Raw genomic sequence first — 25365 nt, forward strand, 5'->3', positions numbered from 1 at the left:
ACCATCTTTGAGAAGGGCTGAGGGCTTCAATACTTACGCTCTTTGGGTTCAAAACGATTAATGACGACGGGCATATACTCAATCGTTACACCTGTGTCATTGCAGAAACTCAGGGTATGGGCTAGATAGGTTTGATCATCCCTGGTGGGGAAATCTTCCCTGGAGTGCGCCCCCCGGCTTTCTTTGCGGTGGTAAGCAGAGGTAAGAATGGCTTCTCCGACTTTTAAAATGCTCTGTAACTCTAGGGCTTCAATCAGTTCCGTATTCCAATGGATATCTTTGTCATCGAGAAAAAGATGGTTGTATTGATCCTTAAGATGTTGAATTTGTTCTAGCCCTGCCGCCATGGTTGCCTCGGTTCTAAAGACACCACAATGGTCGCTCATGGCGTCTTGAAACTGCTGCCTGAGATTATGGATGCGCAGATTGCCGGATTGATTGAGGAGCTGACCAATGCGATTTTTCGCTTCGTCTAAATATTGTTGTTCGTTAATCTCTGGGAAAGGGCGATCGCCAATATAATCGGCAATCTTGCCACCGACCCGCTGGCCATAGACCACACATTCTAAAAGGGAATTACTGCCGAGACGGTTGGCTCCATGGACGGAGACACAGGCACATTCCCCTGCCGCAAAAAAGCCCTCGGTTAATTCGGTACCATTGCGCCGCACCCGACCATCGGTATTCACGGGGATGCCGCCCATGGAATAGTGAGCCGTGGGACGCACAGGCATCGGTTCATTAATGGCATCAACGCCGACAAGACGGTGGGCTTCTTCCCAACAAAAGGGCACCCGCTCCATAATTTTTTCTTTGCCCATGTGGGTCAGATCGAGATGGACAAAATTTCCCCCAGCACTGCCATCGGGATGAATCCCCCGTCCAGCCCGAATTTCTAGGGTAATTGCCCGGGAGGTAATATCCCGTGGGGCCAATTCCATCTGCTTTGGGGCGTACTTTTCCATAAAGCGATCGCCCTCGCTATTTCTTAGGTAAGCCCCTTCCCCCCGCACCGCCTCGGAGATTAAAACACCAACGGGAAAAAGTCCGGTCGGATGAAACTGCACAAATTCCATATCTTCTAGGGGAAGGCCCACTGCCGCCGTCATCGCCAGACCATCTCCGGTGGAAGCAAAATCATTGGACGTTGTATTAAACACTCGACCATAGCCCCCCGTCGCAAACATCACCGCCTTGGCTTGGACAATTTCTAAATGTCCGGTTTCGATGTGATACATGACGATGCCCTTCGCCTGATTCTCCTCAAAGATCAGATTCATCACGTACCATTCATCATAGATTTTGACCCCATTGCGCCGTAGGTTATTCACCAGTTCGTGCAAAATAGCGTGGCCCGTTTTATCGGCTGCATAGCAAGTCCGTTTATGGGAATGTCCGCCAAAGGCGCGCTGGGCAATGCGACCATCCTCTAGGCGAGAGAACAAAACCCCTAAATGCTCCAACTCGATAATCACGTCCGGAGCTTCTTTGGCTAAGATTTCGACGGCATCCTGATCAGCTAAATAATCAGAACCCTTGATAGTATCGAAGGCGTGGGCTTCCCAGTTGTCCTCTGGGTCAACATTTTTTAAGCTGGCAGCAATGCCCCCCTGGGCGGCAACGGAATGGGAGCGGATCGGATGGGTCTTCGCCACGAGTCCCACATCAAAGTTGGGATTTTTCTTTTTAATCTCAAGGGCAGCGCGGCAGCCAGCCAAACCACCACCGACAATAATCACGTCGTGTTGCAACATATCCACAAAGCTCAGGGGTTATTCTTCCTATTGTGGGTCAGCGGTCAGAAAGAAAGGCGATCGCCCTTACGGTTTTTTACATCTTTGTCTCCTGATCAAGACTTTCCAAAGGGAAAATTAGAGCGTTACGATAAAGAGGTGAAGCAATCTCTTTTTCCTGCCCAATCCCTCGCTGCTGGCCACTGGTTCAAACTCATCTGTGGTGCGAGTTTCCAGCACCTCCCCGCCATCCGTGATTTGAACCTCGTTTATAGCTTGGCAGGTGCCGATTGCATTGATGTGGCCGCCGATCCAGCGGTGGTGACCATGGCCCAGGAAGCGCTCACCCAGGCGGAGGCGATCGCCCGTCAAAACCCAGTAAAATTTCCCCAATGGCAGGGCAAACCCTGGCTGATGATTAGCCTCAATGATGCCGAAGATCCCCATTTCCGCAAAGCTTATTTTGACCCGAACCGTTGTCCCGCCGATTGCCCACGCCCCTGCGAAACCGTTTGTCCTGCCCTAGCGATTGATCACACGGGTGTAATTGGCGATCGCTGTTATGGTTGCGGCCGCTGTTTGCCTATCTGTCCTTTGGGTTTAATCGAAGCGAAAAATTATATTTCCAGTCCCCACATTGCGGCGGAAATGATCACAACCATGGCGATCGATGCGGTGGAAATCCATACCCAAGCGGGCCATTTTGCCGATTTTCAGCGACTCTGGCAGACCCTCAAACCCGTCCACCATCACCTCAAATTACTTGCGATTAGCTGCCAGGATCATCCCGATGTGTTGTCTTATCTCGAACAATTGCTCATAGAAATTCAGCCCCTCGACTGTCTCCTCCTTTGGCAGACCGACGGACGACCGATGAGTGGCGACATTGGTAAAGGGACAATCCATGCCAGTATTCAGTTTGCCCAGAAGGTACTCCAGAGCGGTTTACCGGGATATGTGCAACTGGCGGGCGGTACGAATAATCACACCTTCGATAAATTGCGACATCTTGGTCTATTGAATGAAGGACGATCGCCTTTTATTGCTGGGGTTGCCTTTGGCGGTTATGCCCGAAAAATACTCCAACCGATCCTTGAAAAGGCCGTTGAAATGCAGCCGCAACCCCTCGAAAGCGATCCCGAACGGTTTGACCAGGCGATCGCCCACGCCACCCAGTTGATAAATCCATTAAAATCTTCGTTAAACCCAAGCCTTAGTCTATGACTGCACCCCAATCCCCTGCTTTTCCGGCCCACCGTCGCCTCGTGACGGACGATCTCGAAAAACTGCTGACAATTTTGCCCGATGCGATCCGCGATCGCCTCGCCGACCACCCCAATAAAAACGCCCTGATTGAAGTGGTAATGGATCTCGGTCGCATCCCTGAAGCTCGCTTTGAAAATAGCACCGAAGATCTAGGCGATCGCCCCATTAGCCGCGAAGATTTGCAATATTCCGTGGAGCGGGTGGGGATGTTTAGTGGCGACAACCGGGCGGGTATCGAACGCACCCTGCACCGGATCAGTGCCATGCGCAACCGCCAGGGGGACATCGTTGGTTTAACCTGTCGCATCGGTCGCGCCGTGTTTGGCACGATTTTGATGATCCAGGAACTCGTTGAAAGCGGTAAATCGATCCTCTTGTTAGGACGGCCTGGGGTCGGTAAAACCACAGCTCTGCGAGAAATTGCGCGGGTTCTCGCCGATGACTTTGGTAAACGGGTGGTGATTATCGATACTTCCAATGAAATTGCCGGGGACGGTGATATTCCCCATTCCGCCATTGGTCGCGCCCGCCGGATGCAGGTGGCCACCCCGGAATTGCAACATAAGGTGATGATCGAGGCGGTGGAAAACCACATGCCTGAAGTGATTATCATCGATGAAATTGGTACAGAACTTGAAGCCCAGGCCGCCAGAACCATTGCCGAACGGGGTGTTCAACTTGTCGGGACAGCCCATGGTAATCGCATTGAAAACTTGATTAAAAACCCCACCCTCTCGGATCTTGTCGGCGGCATCCAAGCCGTTACCCTGGGGGATGAAGAGGCTCGAAAACGGCGATCGCAAAAAACCGTCCTCGAACGAAAAGCGCCCCCGACTTTTGATGTGGCCGTAGAAATGCTAGAACGGCAACGGTGGGTGGTTCATAGCGATGTGTCGATCACCATTGATACCCTCTTGCGGGGTCACCAACCGTTACTGGAAGTACGCACCGTCGATGATCAAGGCAACGTGAAAATCACCGAGGAAATGGAGCATCCCGTTGAGATTCCCAACTGGAACCCCCAAACAAAGATGGCCCCTGAACCCAGTCGCCCACGGGGACTGCGTGCTTCTGGAAAAATGGCCCCTCTCCCTTTCGGTAGCCAGAAAAAAAATTAGTTTCCCCGAAAAGTGCCTCCCTTGATCCCCTCATTGATCAATCTTGGATTGCCCGCGATCCACAACAGCAGGAGAAAGTGCGGGTGCCTGGCCCCAACGGTGAAGATTACCCCGTGTATGTCTATCCCTATGGCGTCGGGCGATCGCAGCTAGAGCAGGTGATCGAAATTTTGCGGCTGCCCATCGAACTCACCAAAGACCTCGAAGGGGCCGATGCGGTTTTAGCGTTGCGATCGCAGTTGAAAAATCATTCTAAATTGCGTCAAATCGCCCAAACTTGCCATGTGCCGATCCATGCGGTGAAGTCCAATACAATCCCCCAAATCACGCGGGGTTTGCGGCGCATTTTGAATTTAGATGATCCCCAAAACCAGGAACCGACAGATTTACGGTTATTTGCCCAAAGCAATAGCGACGACGAAATCGATGCCCTCGAAGAAGCCCGCCTGGCGGTGGAGCAAATTGTCATTCCCCAGGGTCAACCCGTGGAACTGCTGCCCCGTTCGGCCAAAATCCGTAAGATGCAACACGAATTGATTGAACATTACCGTTTGCAATCATCGAGCTTTGGGGAAGAACCCAATCGCCGCCTGCGGATTTTCCCCGCCTAATTCACCTCTAACGTCGAAGAAGTACTTCTGCCAAAGGTTTCGGCGTTGTATTGCAGTGACACTTCAGCCCCAGGATAGTCAAAGCTGCCGGGGGTGATCGCCCGCACGAGATAGTGCAGGTTATACACGCCCGCATTCAGGCGATCGCCGTAGGCAACGACTTTATCTTTATAGACTTTTTGGTAGCTGAGTTGCCATGCGTCCTGTTGGGGTTGGTAATAGGTGGTGGCGGTTTGAAAATCAGTGTCAATCGCTTCAAAGCCGGCGGGGAGGGGATCGCTAATCAACACATGATTGACGGGGTGATCGGTGATTACTTCTAAACCAATGTCAAAGACTTGTCCGGCGGCGACGCTAAAGGGTTCTTTTAGATCGTACAACCCATATTTACGGGCGACTTCGGTTTGGTTAGCGGGGCGGATATAGCGGGTAATGCGCAATCCGTTTAGTTTGCCGGGTTGGCTGCCTGGGAGACGATAGTTAAATTCACTCAGGTAATGGAGTTTGCCGTCGCCGTCTTTTTGGATAATCAGATCCCTATTGCCTTTGGGGAGATCCTGCATCGGCACATCGACGGTGGCACTGGGATTTTCGTAGCCTTGGAAATTAAATTCACCCAATTGTTGGCGGTCAAGTTTGACAATACTACTCAAGTTCGGTGGGGTCGTTTCGGTTTCGCTATAGGCAGTTAAAGCAGTGAGGGCTTGGGCATTGTCATAACTGGTTTGCCAGGTGCCATCGCGCCGTTGATCGAGCAACCCTTGTAAGACCTGGCTGAGGGTAGCGGGGGTTTGTTTGATCTCGGCAAATAGGCGGAGGGCTTGGGATTGGGCGGTGGTATTGGAGTGATACCAGAACCAACGTTGGGGCAAATTAATCTGGGCGGTGCGTCCGGTTTGATAAATTAACTCGTTGATTTCATCAGCTAACTCCTGGGCTTGGATTTGCCAATCGAGCAGTTGGGACAGGTGGCGGGCTAATTTAATTTTGCCAACAGTATCAAAGTCTGCGCGAGCATCATACAGGGTCGCCGCAAAATCGCCGCGCACATCCCCGAATTGATCGAGGGCTGATAGGGTTTCGAGGCGGACGGTATTTTTACAATTTGTCGTGCTGCATTCGCTAAATTGGCTAGGGTTGGCGAGGGTTTGGTCGAGATATTTTTTCAGTTTGCTCACCAAATTTTCATCAATGCTCAATCCGGTTTGTTGGGCGAGGGCGATCGCCTCGGCGGCGTAGGGGGTGACGTAGGGATCGGAGGTGTCGTCTCCGGGGAAGGTCGCAAATCCGCCACTGGCAAGTTGCAATTGGCTGAGATGGGTGAGGGCTTGGCTCGCTTCGGCTTGGATATCAAAATTCTCGGAGGCTTGACTATACCGCTGTTTGAGGATTTCTAAATTCGCGGCAATGAGTAGTTGACTGGCGGTAGGTTCGAGGAACGGGAAATCGTCGTCGTTAAAGGTATCTTGGGCAGGGGCAGTTAATTCTGGAATCAGGGTACTAGCAACGGTGACCGTTAAGCCGCCTTGGTTGGGCAGCACCTGCCGATCAATGTTCAGGGGAATTTTTACTTCAGCCTCGGTCAAAATCCCCGTGGCGATCGCCTGTTCTTTTACCGCTAATTGCTTCACTTCGAGGGGCACTTCCACGGCATCGGCGACCCCATTTTTCTGGGTTGTAAATTTAAAGGTGGCGGTTCCGGCTTCGTTGGCAACCATCGGGAAACGATACACCGCCGTACCATTGCCAATCTCGGCAGTTTGGCTGTGCTGTTGTTGGTTCCCTTGGGTAAAGGCGATCGCCCCCTGTACTTGGGCTTCAATATTTAAGCGACCTTTGGAACCCGTGGTATTGGTGACCATCACGCCCCCCTCAAGGCGATCGCCTACCCGCGCAAATTGGGGGAGAACGGGATTGGTGAGCAGGGGTTGGGTGGCGATAAAGGTTTCGTCGCCATTACCAAAACGCATTTGATCATCCGTCGCGACGACTAAGACACGCCATGTGGTTAGGTCATCGGGCAGCGTGAAGGAGACTTCCGCTTGACCCTGTTCATCGGTTAAAACAGCCCCGTTATAGTAGGCGATCGCCTTAAAATCGGTGCGGGTGCGGGTATTGGCTAAAGCCGAGGATGCACCACCGCCATAACCCCAACCTTTCGCTTCGGTCGAGTCCATCGGCGCAATGGTCACATCGGGGCGATTGTCTGCCCAGCGGGTGGTGATCGGTTGATCGCGATAAATTTCAGCCAGTAGATCGGGAGGACGATAGCCCGTCAATTGCAAAATCGCTTCATTGACCACCATCACCGTTAACTGTCCGGCAACGGGTTGATCCCCTTGATCCTTAAGTTGCAGATTTAAGGTTTGTGCGTCACCGGGCATCACCTGATCCTGCTGCGGCTGAATGGCGACGGTTAATTTTTTCTCGGCGAGGCTCGTGCGGAAATTGTCAAAGCCAATTTTCATCAGCTTATCCACGCCATTTTTGCGGGCAGCTTCAATGGATTCCCCCTTATGAATTAAAACGGCTTCCACCGCAGCATTGGGCAACATCTCCGGCGTGACGGTAAATTGCACTTGGGGCGCGGCTCCGGTCACGGTTTGCTGGGTTTCGTACAGCACGCCGTGGCGAATCACAGAAAAATATAGTTCCGCTTCGGGGTAGGGAGATTGAATTAACGCGGTTGCGGTGTCGCCAATTTTGTATTCGTCTTTGTCGAGGGTGACTTCTAAGCGGTTATTGTCGAAGCGATCGCCCCAATTAAACCAGCCCGCACCGCTGACCCAAATGAAACTATTGGTGGCAGCGGCATCGGGTTGCCCGCTAATGGTGGCATGGAGGCGATAGGAACCACTGTCGGGGGCGGTTAATTCTACGGTTTGGGGTTTGGCGGCAGATTTAATAGTTTGGCTGGCGATCGCCTCGTATTCCACTTGGGGGCGTTTAACTTGAGATCCCTCGATAATTTGGGAAACTTCGCTGTAATTGACCTTCTGCAATTCTAATTTGACCGTTTGCCCTTCCATCGCTTTCCCGTCGGGACTGGTGACAATCACTTGGGTTTTAAAGGGTTTTTCCGCATCGGCAACAAAATCATGGTTGATCCCAATCAGGCGATCGCCGGGCAACGCGGTAAAGGTTTGGGTATTGGACACGGACAAATTCGCCGCATCGGTCACTTCCGTTTCCACGCGATAGGTCACTGGATAGGGCAGATCCCGCGCCACGTCGATGGTTTGGGAACTTTGCCCCGCATCGTTTAAGGTTTTTTCTGTTTGCAACACATCGCTACTAATGGACGGCTCCGTTTCCGACCAATGCCACTGCCGCCCAAACTGGAATTCGTCCCACCCCTCCGGTTGAAAATAACCGCGACTGCGGGTGACGTAATAATTCACCTTGCTATTGCTCACGGGCGCACCAAACAAATAATCGCTCTGGGTCGTAGCCGTCAGGCGATCGCCCATCTTTGCAAATTTTTGATCGAGCTTGAGATCCACTTTGAAATTGGGCGGCCGGAATTCAGCCACCCGAAAATCCCCGTAAATATTCACCCCATTGGCAGCTTCGGCGCGGAGGTAATAATTCCCCAAATCCTGCGTTTTCGGCACATCCCATTCCACCGTAAACGTGCCGTAGCGATTCGTTTGGAAGTTGCCTAAAGTGGTCTCTTTCCCCTCTGGGTTACTCAGGATCACCTTGTAATTTTGGTTAATATCTTGCCGCAATTTCCCATTTTTTAAATAATAGGCAACCCCTGTAAAATAAGCTTTTTCTCCCGGTTGATACAGTTGGCGATCGCTAAAAATTGTGCCCCGCCCTTGGGTTTCCCCATTATCCCAATCGGCATAAATCCCGTAACCGTAGGAACCACTGTACTCATCGGTACGCGTAAAAGCCCAGTCCGAATTTTCGCGGGCAATCACGAGTAATTGCGGCGCATATTCTTGACCCTGCACACATCTGCGCCAATCACGTCCCGTCACCAGCAAATTACCACCCCCATCGGTCTGTCCAGTAAAACAAGCTTGGGGATTGCCCTTCGTTGTTTGATCTAACTTGGATTGATAAATTTCGATCTGGACATTAGAAACCGCCTCCCCCGTATCCAGATGGTGTACCCGCACAATGCCCGACTCCGGAAACCACTGGGCAAACACCCCCAAATTCGTCAACTGCACCAAACCATAATATTGTGGCGATCGCCACTGGGTTTGATTATTCTGATCCTTATAGGTATTGGTTTTTGCCGTAATCCCATAGGCGAGTAAACCCGTATTCCCACCCAATTTTTCCCGAATCGGAATCGGCGTTTTCACCAACTGATTTTTCGGTTGTTTAACCGTAATACTTTCCCAACTGCTTTCGGACGGCACTAAATCGGTGCTGTTATTTTGCGGATAAGCCGTCTCCGCGTAAACCAAATCCGTCGGTTGCACCACCCGATAACCCACCTGAAACTTCCCTTCCGGTAAATTAATCGTTTCAATATCAAGATTCAGATCCGTCCCCGCCGGAAAAATATTCAGATCCCGTTGCGCCCAAATATCCGCCGCCACATCACCGGGGTTATAGGTAATGGTTTGATCCTTACCGAGGGTCTGCCCGTATTGATCCTTAAGATTTTTGCCGATGGTAATCGTGTAATCGGTATTCGGTTGGAGCACCCACGGATTCAGATCCACCGTGCTGCTACCGGGATAGGTACGAACGGCGAGATCATCCCCCTCCGGTTTCGGACTAATCGTAATATTTTCCACCGCCGCATCCGCATCTAAACCATTATTAAAAACCAGTTGGGCACTCCCTTTCACAAAGCGACCATAGGCTCCCCCCGCATCCGGTTGCCCGTAGAAAGTCATTTCCTCATATCGCAAGGGGGCATAGGTTTTAAAGACGGAGCGAAAGCTTTTTTCGGTGGGCAAGTTGCCTTGGTCTGGGGCGATTCCCGGTTGAAATTCTAGGGTGTATTGACTCGCTTTCTGTAAAGGCTGACGGGGTTTAACAATGTATTGCCAAGTTTTTTCTGGATCGAATTGACCGTCTGAAAGAATATCTGCTGGCGGTTCCTGCATCGTAACAGTTGCCTTAACTTTGCTCTGGCCGCTGACAAAAACAGTATGTTGCTTGAGGGAGTCGAGGTCGAGTCGGGTGTTGCTAGTCACTGTGCTTTCTTCCTCAAGACCCAAGGGTTCTGCATCTTCGGGCAAAGTGCCGACAACCCCAGGTAAATTGCTGAGACGAATTTGGGCCGTTTGGAATGTCCAAGCTAAATCTTCCGTGAGTTGATTATTTTCGAGATCCCCTAAACCGGACTTGAGAGTAACTCGGAAACGGGTGGCTTTGGGCAGGGGTTGGTCGGCTTGAAAACCAATCATTTTCGGTGTGAGGAAGCGAAATTGCCCAGAAATGGCGGGAATCAGTTCAATCTTTTGGAGGAGGGCCGTTTCCTGGGGGCTTTCGAGTTGGGCGACGGGAATCAGGGGATGTTTAAACAGAATCCTGATTTGGGCGAGGTCAGCGCTGTCTCCAGTGGGGCTAATTTCGGTGATCCAGTCGGGTAGTTCTGGTAAAGGGAGTGCGGCAACGGCGGGAAAGGGCGCGGCTTGGTTGGTGACCTGGCTGATTTGGAGGATTTGTTGGCACCCAGACAATCCGGCGATCGCCAACAGACAGCTTAAACAGGCCAGTAAGAGAAATTTAACAAAGCGACGTGGGAACCCCATACAATGCCCTCTGATTCTCTCTTCTGTGATAACGAATCACCCTGGCAATAAACGATTTTTTGTATATTTCTTAAAAACGACAAAGATATTAATTCGCGACGAAATTGTGGCGATCGCCTGGGGAGCCATTGGGTAAAATGACGCAATCTTGATGAAAAAGTCGGCTGCTCTGCAAATATCCCCTAAAATGGCGGACAAATTGCGAGCAAATGGGCTTGATAACGATGATTCCTCCGGGAATAGATTGGCGATCGCCCCGCAGCTTTTCCCTACCGATGCCATGGCACCTCTTTTTGTTGACTCCCTCAAACAGCAGTTCCACACCTGGTTTACCCAGCAGCAGGCAACCACGGAAGAAGCTGCCGACTTGGTAGAACTCCCCGATACCCTGTCCCTCCAGTTGGCGCGTCAACTGGAAACCCTGGCGAGTCCAGAGGGCTATTGTGCGCCTGTCAAAACCTCCATTACCGAGGCCATTGAAACTTGGCAAACCAATTTAGAAGCCCCCAACAGTTTTGTGCTTCTGGGCAATCCCGTGGAGCCGCTCCCAAAAATTTTGAGTGAGAGTATCCCCCGCCAAACTTTCCCTGATCTGGAAATCCTCACTCCCCTGGATTGTCTACAGCGCCCCCTCCACCCCAGGCACATTAGTCAACAGATCCAAAAAGCCCTAGAACTTTATCCCCAGATTGATCTCAGCCCAGGCGATCGCCAAGATCAGCCTACTGTGGATCAGCTAGAACAACGGCAAACCCTGGTGATTATTCCCTGTCTGGAGCAATGTTTTCTCCGGTGTATTGGCGGTTGGGAAGGCATCGAAACCCTCCGGGATATCACCATTCAAAATCGCCACTGTTTCTGGATCATGAGTTGTAACCATTGGGCCTGGGACTTTCTGGATTTTGTGGGACAAATTAGTGCCTATTTTAGCCATGTGGACACCCTGCCTAAGTTAAAAGGAGAAATGCTTCAGACTTGGTTAGAACCCATTGCCCAGGTGGTTTTGCCGCCCCCTAACGTCCCCAAAGACCCGCCAGAGGATACGGCTGAATCAGATTCCCCTAAAGGCGATCGCCTCGATGATTGGCAAAATCTCGCTAGTCAAGCCGACGGCACAGGTCAAATCGCTGCAAATCTTTGGCTCCAAAGCTTACGGATTCACCAGGAGCAAATCGAGCAACACCCAAACCTCCAATTTGATTTCGACGCAACAGATCCGCACCAACAGCCCCTCACCCTTGAGAGCGTTAAACCAGCCCTGCCTAGTCTTCCTAGCTTAGCCAGTGGTGATCTCTACATTCTCCATTCCGTCTTGATCCATGGCCAAATTAGCCGCGCCCACCTAGCCTTGAGTTTGGGGGAATCCCGGAATCGCATCCAAGCGCGGATCCAGTGGCTCCTCCGCCAGGGGGTGTTGCGGGAAAATCAAGGGGCCCTCTCCATCCAAGCGGCCCATTATATCCGCCTCAAAAGTGAGCTGGCCAATAACAATTTTTTCGTGGGGGAAGATTGATCGATGGGAGTATCCTTTGTGCCGATGTCTGAATGGTTCACCCTCTTCGCCCAGGTTGACCCGCCTGAAAATTTACCCCAAAGACTTTTAACGGATTTCACGATTCAAAAAATCCTCCGGGCCGTGCTGGCGATCGCCGCCGCCTATGGCACGATGGCCCTAATCCAAGGCACCATTAACTGGTTGTCGGAACGGGTGCCCCGGCGCTTGCGGCTCTTGATTAAACAATCAATCCCCTTCTGGAAAGGCTTGATCCTAATTTTAATCCTCGCTTATCTGCTGAATTTATTTTTTAATCTCTCCCAAAACAATCTCATCGCCCTAACTGGTACCATCGCTGTGGCCTTGGGTTTTGCCTTTAAGGATTATGTCAGTTCGATCATTGCCGGAGCCGTGGCCTTATTTGAAGCGCCCTACCGTGTTGGCGATCGCATTAAAATTGGCGAACATTATGGCGAAGTCGTTGGCTATGGCTTGCGGGGGATTCAGCTCCAGACCCCCGACGATAACCTCGTCACCATTCCCCATAACAAAACCTGGACAGAGGCGGTTTCCAATGCCAATAGCGGTCAACTCGAAGCCCAGGTCGCCACGGACTTTTTCTTTGGCCATGGCGTCGATGTGGAGCAGGTGATCCAAATTCTCTACCAAGCGGCCTACAGCAGCAAATATACCCAGCTTAAGCTGCCCATTGTGGTGGTGATGCAAGAAAAAATGTGGGGCACCCAATTCAAACTCCGTTGCTATCCCATGGATGCGAGGGACGAATTTATCTATAAAACAGATTTAATCCGTCGCGCGAAACAAGCCTTCGCCCATCAAGGTCTGCCTTATCCGAGGCTTGTGCCCCAAACCATGGATGCCGAGGAGTAAGTCGTTAATTATATTGATTTAAAAATTCGCCCGTTAAAACCCGGCGATCGCCTGGGGAAAATCCAATAGAAAGCACGTGCGGTAATCATTGCGGTGAGGATTGGGGTCACTAGAAACGGTAATGCTACCTTCTAAATGTTCAACAATGGTTTTCACGAGGGCGAGACCAAGACCAGTACCAGGAATAGCCTGGGCTGTGGCCCCGGTGCCCCGACGAAATTTATCAAAAATTTGGGATTGTTCTTCGGTGTGGATGGCGGCCCCATCGTTACAAAGGCGGATTTGAATCCGGGCTGGCGATCGCCCCAAATATTCAACGCTGAGGGTAACGTTACTCTTGGGGGTGGCATATTTCCCGGCATTGGTGAGGAGTTCACTCATGGCATTGAGAAACTGTTCGGGATCCGTCTCAAATTGCAATTTTGTGCTGAGAGCCTTGGGCTTAAACCGGAGGTGAAACTGGAGTTGTTTGAGGGGAGTCCAACGATCTTGGAACTTTTGCACAAGCTCTGAGAGGGCCGGGCCGAGGGCGAGGCGTTGGCGTTTGAGGGCAAATTCACTGGCCTCTGCCTGTTGGAGCTGGAGCAGGTCGTGGATGAGTTTGCTTTCTCGGTTGAGTTCTTGATCGAGGATGTTTAAATAAGTCCGTTGTTTTTCTGGCGATCGCCCCGGTTGTTTGAGCATTTTAATCGCCAGCTTCATCGTTGCCAGGGGAGTATTGAGTTCGTGACTAACAGTGCTCAAAAAATCATCCTTCAAGCGATTAAGGTGCCGCAGTTGTTGAATTTGGTGCCGCATCTGTTGACTAAGTTTCGCCTGGACTTCAAGGCTCCATTTCAATTGACTCGTGCGTTCTTCGACCAGGGATTGCACCTGCCGGAGGGCCTGGTGGTGGATCATCGTGCGGCCCAATTGGTGAGCAATGCTGGCCATGGTTTGAATTTCTTCGGGGAGCCATTGTCGGGGCGATCGCTGGGCCAAAATCACAAAGCCTAAGACCGGTTGACTGTGCTGGGAAGACAGTTGCCCACCCATTAACGGAGCAAATAATAGGCTACGAACTGGGGATCCCAGGAGAGGAGATTGCCAGGGATGGGTTGTGGTATCGGCGATCGCCCACACCAGAGGCGCTTTTTGCCAAGCCACCTGACAGAGTTCACAGTCCTGGAGCGACCATTGGGTCGGCAGCTCAGACCAGCTAGACTTAAGCTCCAAAGTATCCGTCGGATCAGGTTCCTGTCGTTGACGGAGGGGATTTGCCGATTTGAGTAAAAGGATACCTCCCTGCTCGACGCCGAAAATTGTTTGGAGTTGGGTACTGGCGGCCTGAAATAATTTTTGTGTGTCCTGAATTTCATCAATAAGCTGCTGAATTTCCCGCTGGGCCTGTTGGTACTGTTGGCAGTTGACGATGCGGTTTTGCTGGGCCAAGATCCCAAGGGCCAACTGGAGCGGTGGGCGGAGTGCCTCAAGGGTATTTATCTGGGGTAAGGTTTGGGACTGACAACCGAGCCATAGATAACCCTGGGCCTGCTGTGCGGGGAGGGGCACAGTGGCGATCGCCTCCAGACCCTGGGCCATCAGAGCGTGGTAGGGCGTGTGACGTAAATCGGCATAGGTGCAAATGTCAGGATGAAATTCTTGGGGTAGAACAAAATTGACATCGGCTAGGTTCGTGGGCCAGGTCTCGGTGAGGCTTTGGGATGGGCTTAAATCGACCCTCAAACAAACCCAGTCCACCTGTAACTGCTGGGCGATCGCCGCCGTTAGGCGGGCTAAAAGGCGCGGGGATGAAATGCCAAATTCTAAGCAGTCGTAGAGGGCAGCGGAGACCATGGTTTCGCCTGAAATATCTTGCTCTACTTTTATTCTTCCCCGTCATCCTCAGAATCATTCTCTAGGGCTTCTGACTCCACCGCCAAAAACTTTTCCAAAATAAACTGTAACTTCGGCCGCGCAATGTAGGGCCATCCCCCTTCCGTTTCCATGTCCCGCAGGATGTTATACAGATCCCGCCGCCGTTCCGGGAGACTCGGATAAAAATAATCTTCAGAAATTTGACGATGGGTGAATTCTAGTTCGCGCAAAATCTCCAGGAGCCTTTCCCCATTGCCTTCATATTGGGCGGCGATCGCTAATAATTCCTGCTGGATACGGTCAAGTTGTTCAGAGAGATTAGCGGCAGAATCAGGGGAAACCATGGGCATCGAAAATCAAAGATAGGACAAAGTAGACCCGTCGATCTTACTATTTATTCCCGCCAAAATTTGCCAGGGAGTCGCCCATTTCTCCGGTTTTCAGAGGATCAATGCCGCTATTTTCCGCTCTAACCCGTCGGGCATTCCAAAAACTTTCCTTTAGAATAGGACGAGAATATTTTCTTTAAGATCATCACCAAAAATCTCCATGTTTAAAGGGTTGTTCCGTCGTAGATTACTCGCCAGTTGCTTAATCGCCGTGATCAGTTGGCAACTTTCCCCCGCCATCAGTTGGGCCCAGGTTCCTGGTGTGACCCCCTCGATTCAACCCTACCTCGACCAAGTCATTGAAAATATCACCGAATTTACCCTCGACAATGGCTTGCAATTTATCGTACTCGAAGACCGGAGCGCCCCCGTCGTTTCCTTTGTCACCTATGCCGATGTGGGCGGCGTCGATGAACCCGACGGCAAAACAGGGGTGGCCCACTTCCTCGAACACCTCGCCTTTAAGGGCAGCACAAACCTCGGCACCACTAACTACGAGGCCGAACAAGTCCTATTAGATCGCCTTGATCGACTCTTTGACCAAATGCAGCAGGCCAAGGAAGCTGGCGACATGGCCCAGTTCGAGACCCTTGAAACCGAATTTCAGCAGGTGCAAGCAGAAGCCAACGAATATGTCATCCAAAATGCCTTTGGCCAAGTGGTTGAATCCGCTGGGGGGGTTGGGTTAAATGCCGCCACGTCCGCCGACTATACCCAATACTTTTACAGTTTTCCTAGCAACAAATTGGAATTGTGGATGTCCCTTGAGTCGGAACGCTTTTTAGATCCTGTTTTCCGGGAATTTTATAAAGAGCGGGAAGTGATCCTCGAAGAACGGCGGATGCGCACGGATAATTCCCCCATCGGCAAAATGGTCGAAGTCTTTCTTGATACGGCCTTTTCGACTCACCCCTACCGTCGTCCGGTGATCGGTTACGACGAAGATATCCGTAATCTGACTCGCCAAGACATTAAGGATTTCTTTGCAGAACACTACACCCCCGATAACCTCACCATCGCCATTGTGGGAGATGTAGACCCCACCCAGGTCAAAGCCATGGCAGAGGTTTACTTTGGTCGTTTCCCCAAAGCTGCGGCCTTGGAGGAACCGCCGCTTCCCGTGGAGCCGCCCCAAACAGAAACCCGTTCTGTCACCCTCGAACTGCCCAGCCAACCGTGGTACTTGGAAGGCTACCATGCGCCCCAGTTAACGGATCCAGATTATGTGGTGTACCAAATTATCGCTTCGATTCTCAGCAATGGTCGCACATCCCGTTTGTACAAGTCCCTCGTGGAAGAACAACAAGTGGCCCTGAATGCGGAGGGGTTTAATGGTTTTCCCGGCGAAAAATATCCGAATATTATGTTGCTCTATGCCCTCACAGCTCCAGGAAAAACCGTAGATGATGTGGCTGCGGCCTTTGCGGCGGAATTGGAACGCTTGAAAACAGAGCCAGTGAGTCCTGAGGAGCTAGAGCGGGTAAAAACCCAAGCCCGGGCCAGTCTGTTGCGATCGCTAGATTCCAATATGGGGATGGCCCGTCTGTTGGCGACCTATGAAGTGCAAACGGGGGACTGGCGGGAGTTGTTCACGGAGCTAGACCGCATTGCTGCAATTACCGCAGAGGATGTGCAACGGGTTGCCCAGGAAACCTTCATCCCAGAAAATCGCACCGTTGGGAAGTTGGTGTCGGCACCGACGGAATAGAGACGGAATAAAGGCGATCGCCTCAGAATCAAAAAACGCGGTGCGAGTACATCCCAGAGAGTTAAAGGCCTTTACCTTTGTGTGTAGATACACTCTACTGAAACCATAGAGGTAAATTATCGTCGGTCAAAACTGACACGCTATTAATTGACTAATGAAATACAGCCAAAGTGTTTATGCACACCAATGCAAACACCTCACAGGGCTATGAGTTGTAGGGAATGTTATGTTCAAATCACGAAATATTAAGAATAGCTACAAAGTGTCACAAACAATTCTCGAAACAGTAATTTATGCAGGTTTAGGTGTGGTTTTAAAGTATTAGGACAAAAATCATCGATAAAACTTGCACTTTTCATAACAAATAGTAATCAAGAGCCTAGTTTATCTAGCTATTCACCACCTCAAATCAACTATTTTGCCAAATAAATAAAAAGCAATCAGTCTAAGGATAGATTTCCGATCGTCTTGAATTTTTGATGAAGAGTGATTGAAAAATAAAGTAGCTCATCTAATATGTGAAGAATATTGTTTCACTTGTTAAATAAGTTTGGATTCCCTCGGATTTTTCGGGAAGTCTACGTAAAATAGAAGCATAATTTTGGTGTGTGGGTATGAACTTCAAGAATTTAAAACAAGTCAAAGGTATTAGGGCAGTAGTCTATACTGCGATCCTTCTATCTTGTGGCCCTATCTTCGCGGCTTCAGCGAATCCGGCAGAGCATCTTCTCTCAGACTCCAGCCCGGTCATAGAAAGACAAGAAAACAAAAGACGCGTCAAACCTCAGTCCGTCCCTGAGCTTGAAACTCGACAACAGACAAGTTTGATTGCTCAATCTGGTAGTGGTGCTTCATCGACAGGACAATCATCGCTTCCTAGTGTTGATGAAGTCGGGGACACAAGTGTTTCAGAACCCGGTTCTCCCTCTAATCTCAGAAATGTTGATGAAGAATTAGAGCAGCTGCTCTCTGAGCCAGACGAAGTATCGCCAGAGTCAGAAGTTGGTGACGAAAGTATCGTCGGGGAAGGAGAGGATCCAGAACAAGAGCTAGAAGATATTCTTTCTGAATCAGACAATCAGAGCGAAGACACTGACGTACAAGTCATTTCTGACAGTCAGCTTCGAACGTTAAATCCCCGGTATTCCACTGTTTATCTGGACGAACTTCCTGTTTCTCACCTCTCTGACCTAGAGGTATCGACTAATATTCTCAGTGGAGATTTCACTATTCGGGACACTGGTTTCCAAATCCTGCAAAATTTAGGGTCTAGTACGAGCGCCAGTGTTGAAGATAATGTCTTAACCACAGAATTCCATGGGAATTTTCTCCAAGTCAAGACAGCCCAACAGCTTAGAGAAGTGACGACAACATTGGAAGTGCCTGTAACAATTCAGGGCTTTCGTATTCGATTTAGTCTTACTGGCTCCTGTGAGCTAGTACCTCAAGCAGGAGAAAATCCACCAGATGGTTCTATCTGTAGCTATACACCACCGGTAAGGCTTGTTTATGATGAAAATGAACCGACCAATCTAATTCCTACAGATATTCTCCTTGGGGATGACATTCCCGATGGTTATCAATTTAGAGAAGTTGTTCCGGCCTCAGATGGCGATGGTGAGCCTATTCCGGGATCCCTACTAGCTAGAATTGAAGAATTTGATGGTGATGGTTACATTGGCTCTGTAGAAACTTTGTTGGAAGGTGAGAAGCAGTTAGGTATTGATGTAGATGTGCGCAATTCTGGCTTTGCTGAAGATACGAGCCGAGACCGGTTTACCAGAAGATCTGAAGAAATTGATTATGTAGTGACTACTAAAGTTGCCAATGTTCGGCAAGTCATTAAGCAGAACAGCGAAGAAGCTGTTTTAGGTCGTACCGTCCGGGCACTTAATATTATTCCCAATGATGAAAGTGTTGAGTTAGATATTGTTGCTCAACTTGCGAGTATTTGGTTACCTGATGCAGAGCCAACTCTAGAGGGAACAGACGAACCCTATAACGCTAATATTAACGTTAATATTTTTAGAGCGGCCGATGCAGCTAGAGTCCCGGCGGGTAGCTTTGCTTGGTATCACGCGGGTATTGCTAAAGCAGAAAGTCTGCCCCCATTAGCACCAGGTGAAGAACGTAAATTATCAGACATTCCAGTTGGTCGCTATAACGGGATCTGGCTTGGTTTATCACCTGTCATTAATCGCAGTTTTGAAGTAACCGAGAACGGAACTCGTTTTAGAAATATCTCGGCACCACGTTTAGTAGATTCTGTATTTGAAGAAGCTGGTTCAGGTGATCTCGACGAAGAGCAAATCAATGTTGATATCTTTGGTTTGTTTTTGGATGAATTTGGAGAAGTAACAGATATCATCGACTTTGACTTTAGCGACATTCCGGATGCTTATACCCAGGTAGGTCTTGACATTTTCGAGAGAGATGCGATCGCCCCTAATACTCTTGTTTATCGTGAACGAACAAACTACATTCCCCATGTAAGTTTCACCGGAACTAAAGTTGATGCTCGCAATCGTAAGCGCTATTACACTGGTCTGCTTTGGGACTATACCGAAGGAGAATCAGGGCAAAAGTTCCGTTCTTATCTAGGTGCTGATTATCAATATCTCAACCCAGAAAGAGGTGTGCGAGCCTTTACTGGTTTGATTGGTTACATTAATCCTGACCGAGACTACTACAGTCAAGTTTGGGGTGAAATTGCCAAAACGTTTAGTTCAGCTGATAAAAATACCAGCTTTACTCTCGGCACATCTCTCGTTTATGCCATTGACCAAGCAGACGACATTGGTAACGATATTTTCGTTGATGCAGACGCCAGTAAGTTTTTATTAAGTGCCGGTGCTCGTTTTGGTTCCATCAGACTGGGTGTGGATCAAAATATTGACTTTTTCCCGAATTCTGATGACGCAAGCACAGTTTTATCCGCAGGCATTGACTTTGGAGAAAGTGTTACCTTTGCCGGTTTTTATACTCCCTACGATGAAGGCAATAATGTCGCTCTAGTGGGAGCAAACCTGGGTTTCCGCTTCGGTACTGACTACAATAGCCCAAGATTATCTCTGGGTTGGAGTCAAAATGAGTATCGATTTGATACTAATAACTTCATTGACAATCGCTACACGTTGACCTTCCGTGTTGGTCGACCTGGCAATCCGTTTGGTCCTCGGTAAGAGTCAATTTAAGTTCCTCCATTCAAAAAGCAGAAAGATGGCGAAAAGTAAATTTTCGCCATCTTTATTTTTATTCTTAGTACTATTAACAAATAACAGTTTAGATATAGCAACCTTGTTATTGACAAGTTATTTTTAAGAGCTTATTTTTGTATTCCTCATTTTTAAGATCGAGGATAAGAGGATAAATTGTCTAACAACAAGCACAAAGATTAAGACACGGCCAGATAATCTGAGAGAATGTGTTTCTGGAAATTACTTACACATCGAATTTTTAACTAAGACTAAGATCTCTTTAAATTGACTTTTTTATGTCACCATTCTTAGAAATTAAAATGCCATCTGATTACGGAAAGTAAAAAATCTATTTTCTGCATCAAAGAATAGCTTGGTAATTTCTCATCTTAATCAAGCCATAAAAATAAGACTTAGACATAACATCTAAGCCTTTAAAATAATTGATTATTCAATTTCAAGAACTGAATACCTAAACCTAGGAAGGATCTTCACCAATAGTGAATTCAACAACTTCTCCTTCATCATCGAAGGGGTTTAGCTCGTTAAGTTCGATAAATACGGAGGTTTCAGAATTACCGATAGCATAACCTTGGGTAATGACAATGTCGGGACCAAAAGGAATTTGCACAGCAGCAGCACCGGTTGCAGCAGCAGCGTAGCCGTCACCAAAAGCAACGGAGCCAGAGAAGCCAGTTTGATCAGTGCCAAAACCACCGACAACTTCCTGATCTACAAAGGAAACGGAAGCAGCGAATTCAGCTTTTGCGGAAGAGGCAAAACCGAGAGAAAGAGCAGCAGCACCAGCGGCAACAGCAGCGATTTTTACAAAGTTCATTTTTGTTTCTCCAATAATCAAAATTTTGAATGTGTAATTGGATGGAGCTTATACTTAATATATAGCCCCTTACTCTAGTAAATATACCCCACTTCCCCAAAAAAACGATCATTCTTTATAAGAAATTTACGTTTAATTGTTGTGAGTAATTAATATTTTTTTTGTTAAGAATCAGTCAAATTAACAACTACATTGAAAGCTTTTTTTTTCAAGTATCCCAGGGAACAATCTTTACGTAAGTATAACTTTGACAGCAAGGGCAGTTAGTTTTCGTGTACTGCTTATGGGTTTGGGTTGTTAATTAGATTGTTTTTGGCCAAAAATAAAGATTGAAGTTTCCATAACACCTTGCATTTGTGAGAGTTACTAAATTTTTATATAGTCATTTATTCAAAATTTGGCGATCGCCTTTTTTCCTTTTCCTCTCCTCCTGCCTGCTGGTGATCAGCCTTAGCCTTGGATTGCAGCAACCAGCGGGAGCAATTTTTAGTCTCCCCTTACCGGAAGCAGATCTAGGGGAGGTGTTGCCGAACAATGGTCAGGAGCTAATCGTCGATCGGTGTGTGTATTTGGATGGCCACTGTATTTTTAAGGTGGCGGCCCCCCGTTCGGAACTTTCGACACGGCTGAACTATATCCAAACCCAGCTCAACCGAATTAAACGAGTGTATGACGCGGAAAATGCCCCAAACATTCAAGTGATACCTGTTGGATCTGAGGGGGAAGCGAACGGTGATCTAGAAAATAATATTCAAATCCAGGTGGGAGATGATGAATCCATCCGCTTGATGACCGTGACCCGCTGGGACGCACAACTGAGTGGCGAAGATATTGAAGGACGCACCGGGCAGATTATTGGTCAGATTGAAAGTGCCTTAGACCGGGCTCAGCTTGAACGAACGGACACATTTTTAAAACAACGGGTGGCGATCGCCATTGGTGTTGCCGTGGTGGCCTTAATCCTAGAAATTTTCGGGCGGCGCTGGCAGCGTAAACTCCACAAACAACAGGAGCGGGAAGCGGAATTTCCCCAAGGCAATACAACCCTCATTTCAATTCAACTGAGCCAACGGCAAAGCAACAACCTCCGGGAAGTCAAAGTCCGTTTGAGCCAACTGCTTCAGGGAGGCGCGATTACCGCAGCCATTTTTATTAACTTGGGCTTATTTCCCCAAACGCGGATTGCCCAGGTTTGGCTGTTGGGCATTTTTAGATATCCTCTTTGGCTCGCCTTGATCGCCCTAGTGAGTTATTTACTAATCCGGCTGAGTTATGCTCTGATTGCCAAATTTAACCAACTCCTGGCCGATGGTGCCCTCGAAGCGTTTACGTTCATCACCCAAGAGTCGAACCAACGGCTAGAACTGCGGGTACAAACCTTTTCCCAGGTGATGCGTAGCGTCGTCACCCTGATTATTTTAGTGATTGCCCTGCTGGTCTTTTTTTGGTCGATTAATATCAATATCGCTCCCCTCCTTGCGGGGGCCGGGATCATTGGTTTGGCGGTGTCCTTTGCGGCTCAAAATTTACTCAAGGATATTATCAATGGTTTTTCGATTATCCTCGAAGACCAATATGCCGTTGGCGACGTGATTAATGTGGGCTCGGTGACGGGTTTAGTCGAAAATATCAACCTCCGCATTACCCAAATTCGGGACGCAGAAGGCCGCTTGATTACGATTCCCAATGGAGAAGTGCGGATCGTCGCTAACCTTTCAAATCAATGGTCACGGGCCGATCTCAATATTCCGGTGCCCTACGAAACAGATGTCGATTTTGCCCTCAAGGTGTTGGGGGAAGTGGCCGAACAAATGTATACGGATCGGGATTGGCGATCGCGCATTATTGAAGCGCCCTTAGTCCTGGGGGTGGATAATTTCAATGAGCGGGGCATGGTGATCAAGCTGTGGATCAAAACTTTGCCCCTAAAACAGTGGGAAGTGTCACGGGAATTCCGACGACGGGTCAAAATTGCCTTTGAAAAAGCGGGAATCATCATTCCTGTCTTCCAGAGTGATGTGTGGCTCCACGGTACAGATCAGCCCTTAGAGCCTCCCCATTAAGGGCGATCGCCTTGCTCAATTCATTTTCTATATAATTGAACTCTGCTGTATTTCCTTTTAACCGTCCTTGACTGAGATCCAAGCCGAAACCCTTAAACTTCTCGAATGGCAACGCCTGTGCCAACATTTATCGACCTTTGCCGCAACAAAGTTAGGGGCGATCGCCGCGCAGCATTTGGTTTTCCCCCAGAGCCAAGCGGACAGTGAGATTCTCTTGGCCCAAACCGTCGAAATGCAGGCCTTGGATGGAGCGGTGGACAACGGCGTTTCCTTTGAGGGGATTGGCGATATCAGTGATGCTTTGGAACGGGCCACCGTGGGCGGGCTGATCACTGGCAAAGATCTATTGCTCATTGCCACCACCCTGGCCGGAGTGCGTCGTTTGCGGCGCTTAGTGGAAAATGCGGAACTAGAACTCCCCCAACTGACGCGCCTGGTTGAGCAGGTGCGCACCTACCCGGAATTAGAACAAGATATTCACCATTGCATCGATGACCGGGGAGATGTTACAGACCGAGCCAGCCCAAAGCTCGAAGGAATTCGCGTCAAAATTAAAGGGGCCAGGGAGCAGATTTACCAAACCTTGCAGCGGATCATGCAACGGCACAGTGGCTCGATCCAGGAAGCGGTCATTACCCAACGGGGCGATCGCTTTGTGTTACCCGTTAAGGCAGGGCAAAAGGAACAAATTCCTGGCATCGTCCACGATATTTCTAGCACGGGCTCGACCCTTTACATCGAACCCAAGGGGATTGTGGAGTTGGGCAATCGCCTCCGCCAGGCCGTAAAACAAGAGGAGCGGGAAATTGAAATTGTCCTGCGTCAGCTCACCGAAAAAGTGGCCGAGGTAGTCGAGGATCTCGAAAAACTCCTGGCGATCGCCACCACCCTCGATCTCGCCATGACCCGCGCTCGCTATAGTCTTTGGCTCGATGGGCATCCGCCCAAATTTATCGCCCCCGATCAACCGACGGTACTGCGGCAGTTGCGCCATCCTTTGCTGGTGTGGCAAGAGAAGCAAGAAGAAAGCCTGGCAGTTATCCCGATCAATGTGCAAATTCGCCCAGAAATCCGCGTTGTGGCGATCACAGGCCCCAATACTGGCGGCAAAACTGTCACCTTAAAGACCCTGGGAATGGCCGCGCTCATGGCGAAGGTGGGCCTTTTTATCCCGGCGATCGCCCCGGTGAAAATCCCTTGGTTTGACCAGGTTTTAGCCGATATCGGCGATGAACAATCCCTCCAGCAGAGCTTATCGACCTTTTCTGGCCATATTCGCCGTGTGGGTCGCATTATCGAAGCTTTAGACCAGGAGAGTCAGAACAATCTTGTGCTCCTCGATGAAGTGGGGGCCGGCACCGATCCCACCGAAGGTAGTGCCTTGGCGATCGCCCTGTTGAAATATTTGGCAGACCAGACCCAGCTCACGGTGGCCACCACCCACTACGGGGAACTGAAAGCCCTGAAGTACGAGGATGAGCGCTTTGAAAATGCCTCGGTCGAATTTGATGAATATTCCCTGCGGCCCACCTACAAGTTGCTCTGGGGGATTCCGGGACGTTCCAATGCCCTGGCGATCGCCCAGCGTTTAGGTTTAGATGCAGAAATTGTGACAACGGCCCAGGATCTGTTGGGGAATACCAATACCAATGTCAACGAGGTGATTGCCGCCCTCGAAGCCCAGCGCCGGGAACAGGAGCAAAAAGCCAAGGAAGCCGAAGCCCTCCTCAAACAGACCGAACGGTTCTATACGGAAGTTTCCAGTAAAGCCGCCGATCTCCAACGCCGGGAAGCAGAACTCAAACTCGCCCAAGACCAACAGGTGCAAGCGGCGATCGCCGAAGCTAAAGCCGAGATTGCCCAGGTAATTCGCACCTTACAAAAGGGCCAACCCACCGCCCAAAAAGCCCAGGTTGCCACCGAAGCCCTGGGGGACATTGCCGCCAGCAAAATGAGTCAACCCAAACGGAAAAAACCGGGTTATCAACCGCAATTGGGCGAAAAAATTCGCATTTCTAAGCTGGGACAAACCGCCGAGGTCATTGAACTAGACCCTGACAATAAAACCCTCGTCGCCCGTTTTGGGGTGATGAAAATGTCCCTCGATTGGACAGAAATTGAATCGCTCCAGGGCCAGAAAGTCGAAGCAGAGCCCAAGCCAAAAACCCCGAAAAAACAAGCGCCCCCCAAAGCAAAAACACCCGAAACCGTGACGGTGCGCACCACCCGCAATACCATCGATATCCGGGGACAACGGATGCACCAAGCAGAAAGTAGTCTCGAACAGGCGATCGCCAATGCCACTGCTGCGGGTTCCCAGGTCATTTGGATTATCCACGGCAAAGGTACCGGCAAGCTCCGGGAAGGCGTCCATGAATTTTTGAAATACCATCCCCAAATTCAGCGCTACGAACTCGCCGAGCAGAAAGAAGGGGGGGCTGGCGTCACCCTGGCCTATTTTTCCTAAGAA

The 25365-nt window shown here is 49.6% G+C and carries 12 protein-coding genes and 1 pseudogene; 8 read left to right on the top strand and 5 right to left on the bottom strand.

Going from position 1 to position 25365, the window contains the following annotated elements; genetic code table 11:
* Positions 1-26 precede the first annotated feature (26 nt).
* On the bottom strand, positions 27-1754 hold the full coding sequence (locus AWQ24_RS13100; protein ID WP_065717068.1) for a succinate dehydrogenase/fumarate reductase flavoprotein subunit: 1728 nt from the start codon (positions 1752-1754) through the stop codon (positions 27-29).
* A 138-nt stretch (positions 1755-1892) separates the two neighbouring features.
* On the opposite strand from AWQ24_RS13100, the gene ldpA reads away from it, so the two are divergent.
* Complete coding sequence (ldpA, locus tag AWQ24_RS13105) at positions 1893-2957, top strand: circadian clock protein LdpA (RefSeq protein WP_065717387.1); 1065 nt, start codon at positions 1893-1895, stop codon at positions 2955-2957.
* Positions 2954-4728: pseudogene (locus AWQ24_RS13110) on the top strand (R3H domain-containing nucleic acid-binding protein). Before ldpA ends, AWQ24_RS13110 begins: the two are co-directional and overlap by 4 nt.
* Here AWQ24_RS13110 and AWQ24_RS13115 read toward each other — a convergent pair.
* Positions 4725-10457, bottom strand: a complete 5733-nt coding sequence (locus tag AWQ24_RS13115) for an Ig-like domain-containing alpha-2-macroglobulin family protein (RefSeq protein WP_065717069.1) — start codon at positions 10455-10457, stop codon at positions 4725-4727. The pseudogene AWQ24_RS13110 and the gene AWQ24_RS13115 sit on opposite strands and share 4 nt — an antisense overlap.
* A gap of 187 nt (positions 10458-10644) precedes the next feature.
* On the opposite strand from AWQ24_RS13115, the gene AWQ24_RS13120 reads away from it, so the two are divergent.
* A complete protein-coding gene (locus AWQ24_RS13120) occupies positions 10645-11970 on the top strand; it encodes an AsnC family protein (protein WP_232318820.1) in 1326 nt (441 codons plus the stop codon).
* A 24-nt stretch (positions 11971-11994) separates the two neighbouring features.
* Positions 11995-12843, top strand: a complete 849-nt coding sequence (locus AWQ24_RS13125; RefSeq protein ID WP_232318821.1) for a mechanosensitive ion channel family protein — start codon at positions 11995-11997, stop codon at positions 12841-12843.
* Between the two features lie 33 nt (positions 12844-12876).
* Here the strand turns inward: AWQ24_RS13125 and AWQ24_RS13130 are convergent, their stop codons facing one another.
* Both AWQ24_RS13130 and AWQ24_RS13135 read right to left on the bottom strand, forming a co-directional pair.
* Positions 12877-14679 (bottom strand): GAF domain-containing sensor histidine kinase, encoded by a 1803-nt coding sequence (locus AWQ24_RS13130; protein ID WP_065717071.1) that lies wholly within the window; start codon positions 14677-14679, stop codon positions 12877-12879.
* Between the two features lie 29 nt (positions 14680-14708).
* The gene (locus AWQ24_RS13135) at positions 14709-15050 is read right to left on the bottom strand and encodes a hypothetical protein (protein ID WP_030007807.1); all 342 of its coding nucleotides are present in this window, start codon (positions 15048-15050) and stop codon (positions 14709-14711) included.
* 199 nt (positions 15051-15249) lie between these two features.
* On the opposite strand from AWQ24_RS13135, the gene AWQ24_RS13140 reads away from it, so the two are divergent.
* On the top strand, positions 15250-16797 hold the full coding sequence (locus AWQ24_RS13140) for a pitrilysin family protein (protein WP_065717072.1): 1548 nt from the start codon (positions 15250-15252) through the stop codon (positions 16795-16797).
* 608 nt (positions 16798-17405) lie between these two features.
* Positions 17406-19979: a hypothetical protein gene (locus tag AWQ24_RS13145; protein ID WP_157096868.1), complete on the top strand. Its 2574-nt coding sequence runs from the start codon at positions 17406-17408 to the stop codon at positions 19977-19979.
* A 493-nt stretch (positions 19980-20472) separates the two neighbouring features.
* Here the strand turns inward: AWQ24_RS13145 and AWQ24_RS13150 are convergent, their stop codons facing one another.
* Positions 20473-20832, bottom strand: a complete 360-nt coding sequence (locus tag AWQ24_RS13150) for a hypothetical protein (protein ID WP_065711361.1) — start codon at positions 20830-20832, stop codon at positions 20473-20475.
* Positions 20833-21188: 356 nt separating this feature from the next.
* Here AWQ24_RS13150 and AWQ24_RS13155 point away from each other — a divergent pair, with 356 nt between their 5' ends.
* Together AWQ24_RS13155 and AWQ24_RS13160 are read left to right on the top strand one after the other, a co-directional pair.
* Positions 21189-22895, top strand: coding sequence for a mechanosensitive ion channel family protein (locus tag AWQ24_RS13155; protein ID WP_083993538.1), 1707 nt, complete (start codon positions 21189-21191; stop codon positions 22893-22895).
* A 67-nt stretch (positions 22896-22962) separates the two neighbouring features.
* Entirely contained in the window at positions 22963-25362 is a 2400-nt protein-coding gene (locus tag AWQ24_RS13160; RefSeq protein ID WP_065717074.1) for an endonuclease MutS2, read from the top strand.
* The last annotated feature ends 3 nt before the right edge of the window (positions 25363-25365 follow it).

This window comes from Picosynechococcus sp. PCC 8807 (assembly GCF_001693295.1).
In the GTDB taxonomy this organism is placed as follows: domain Bacteria; phylum Cyanobacteriota; class Cyanobacteriia; order Cyanobacteriales; family MRBY01; genus MRBY01.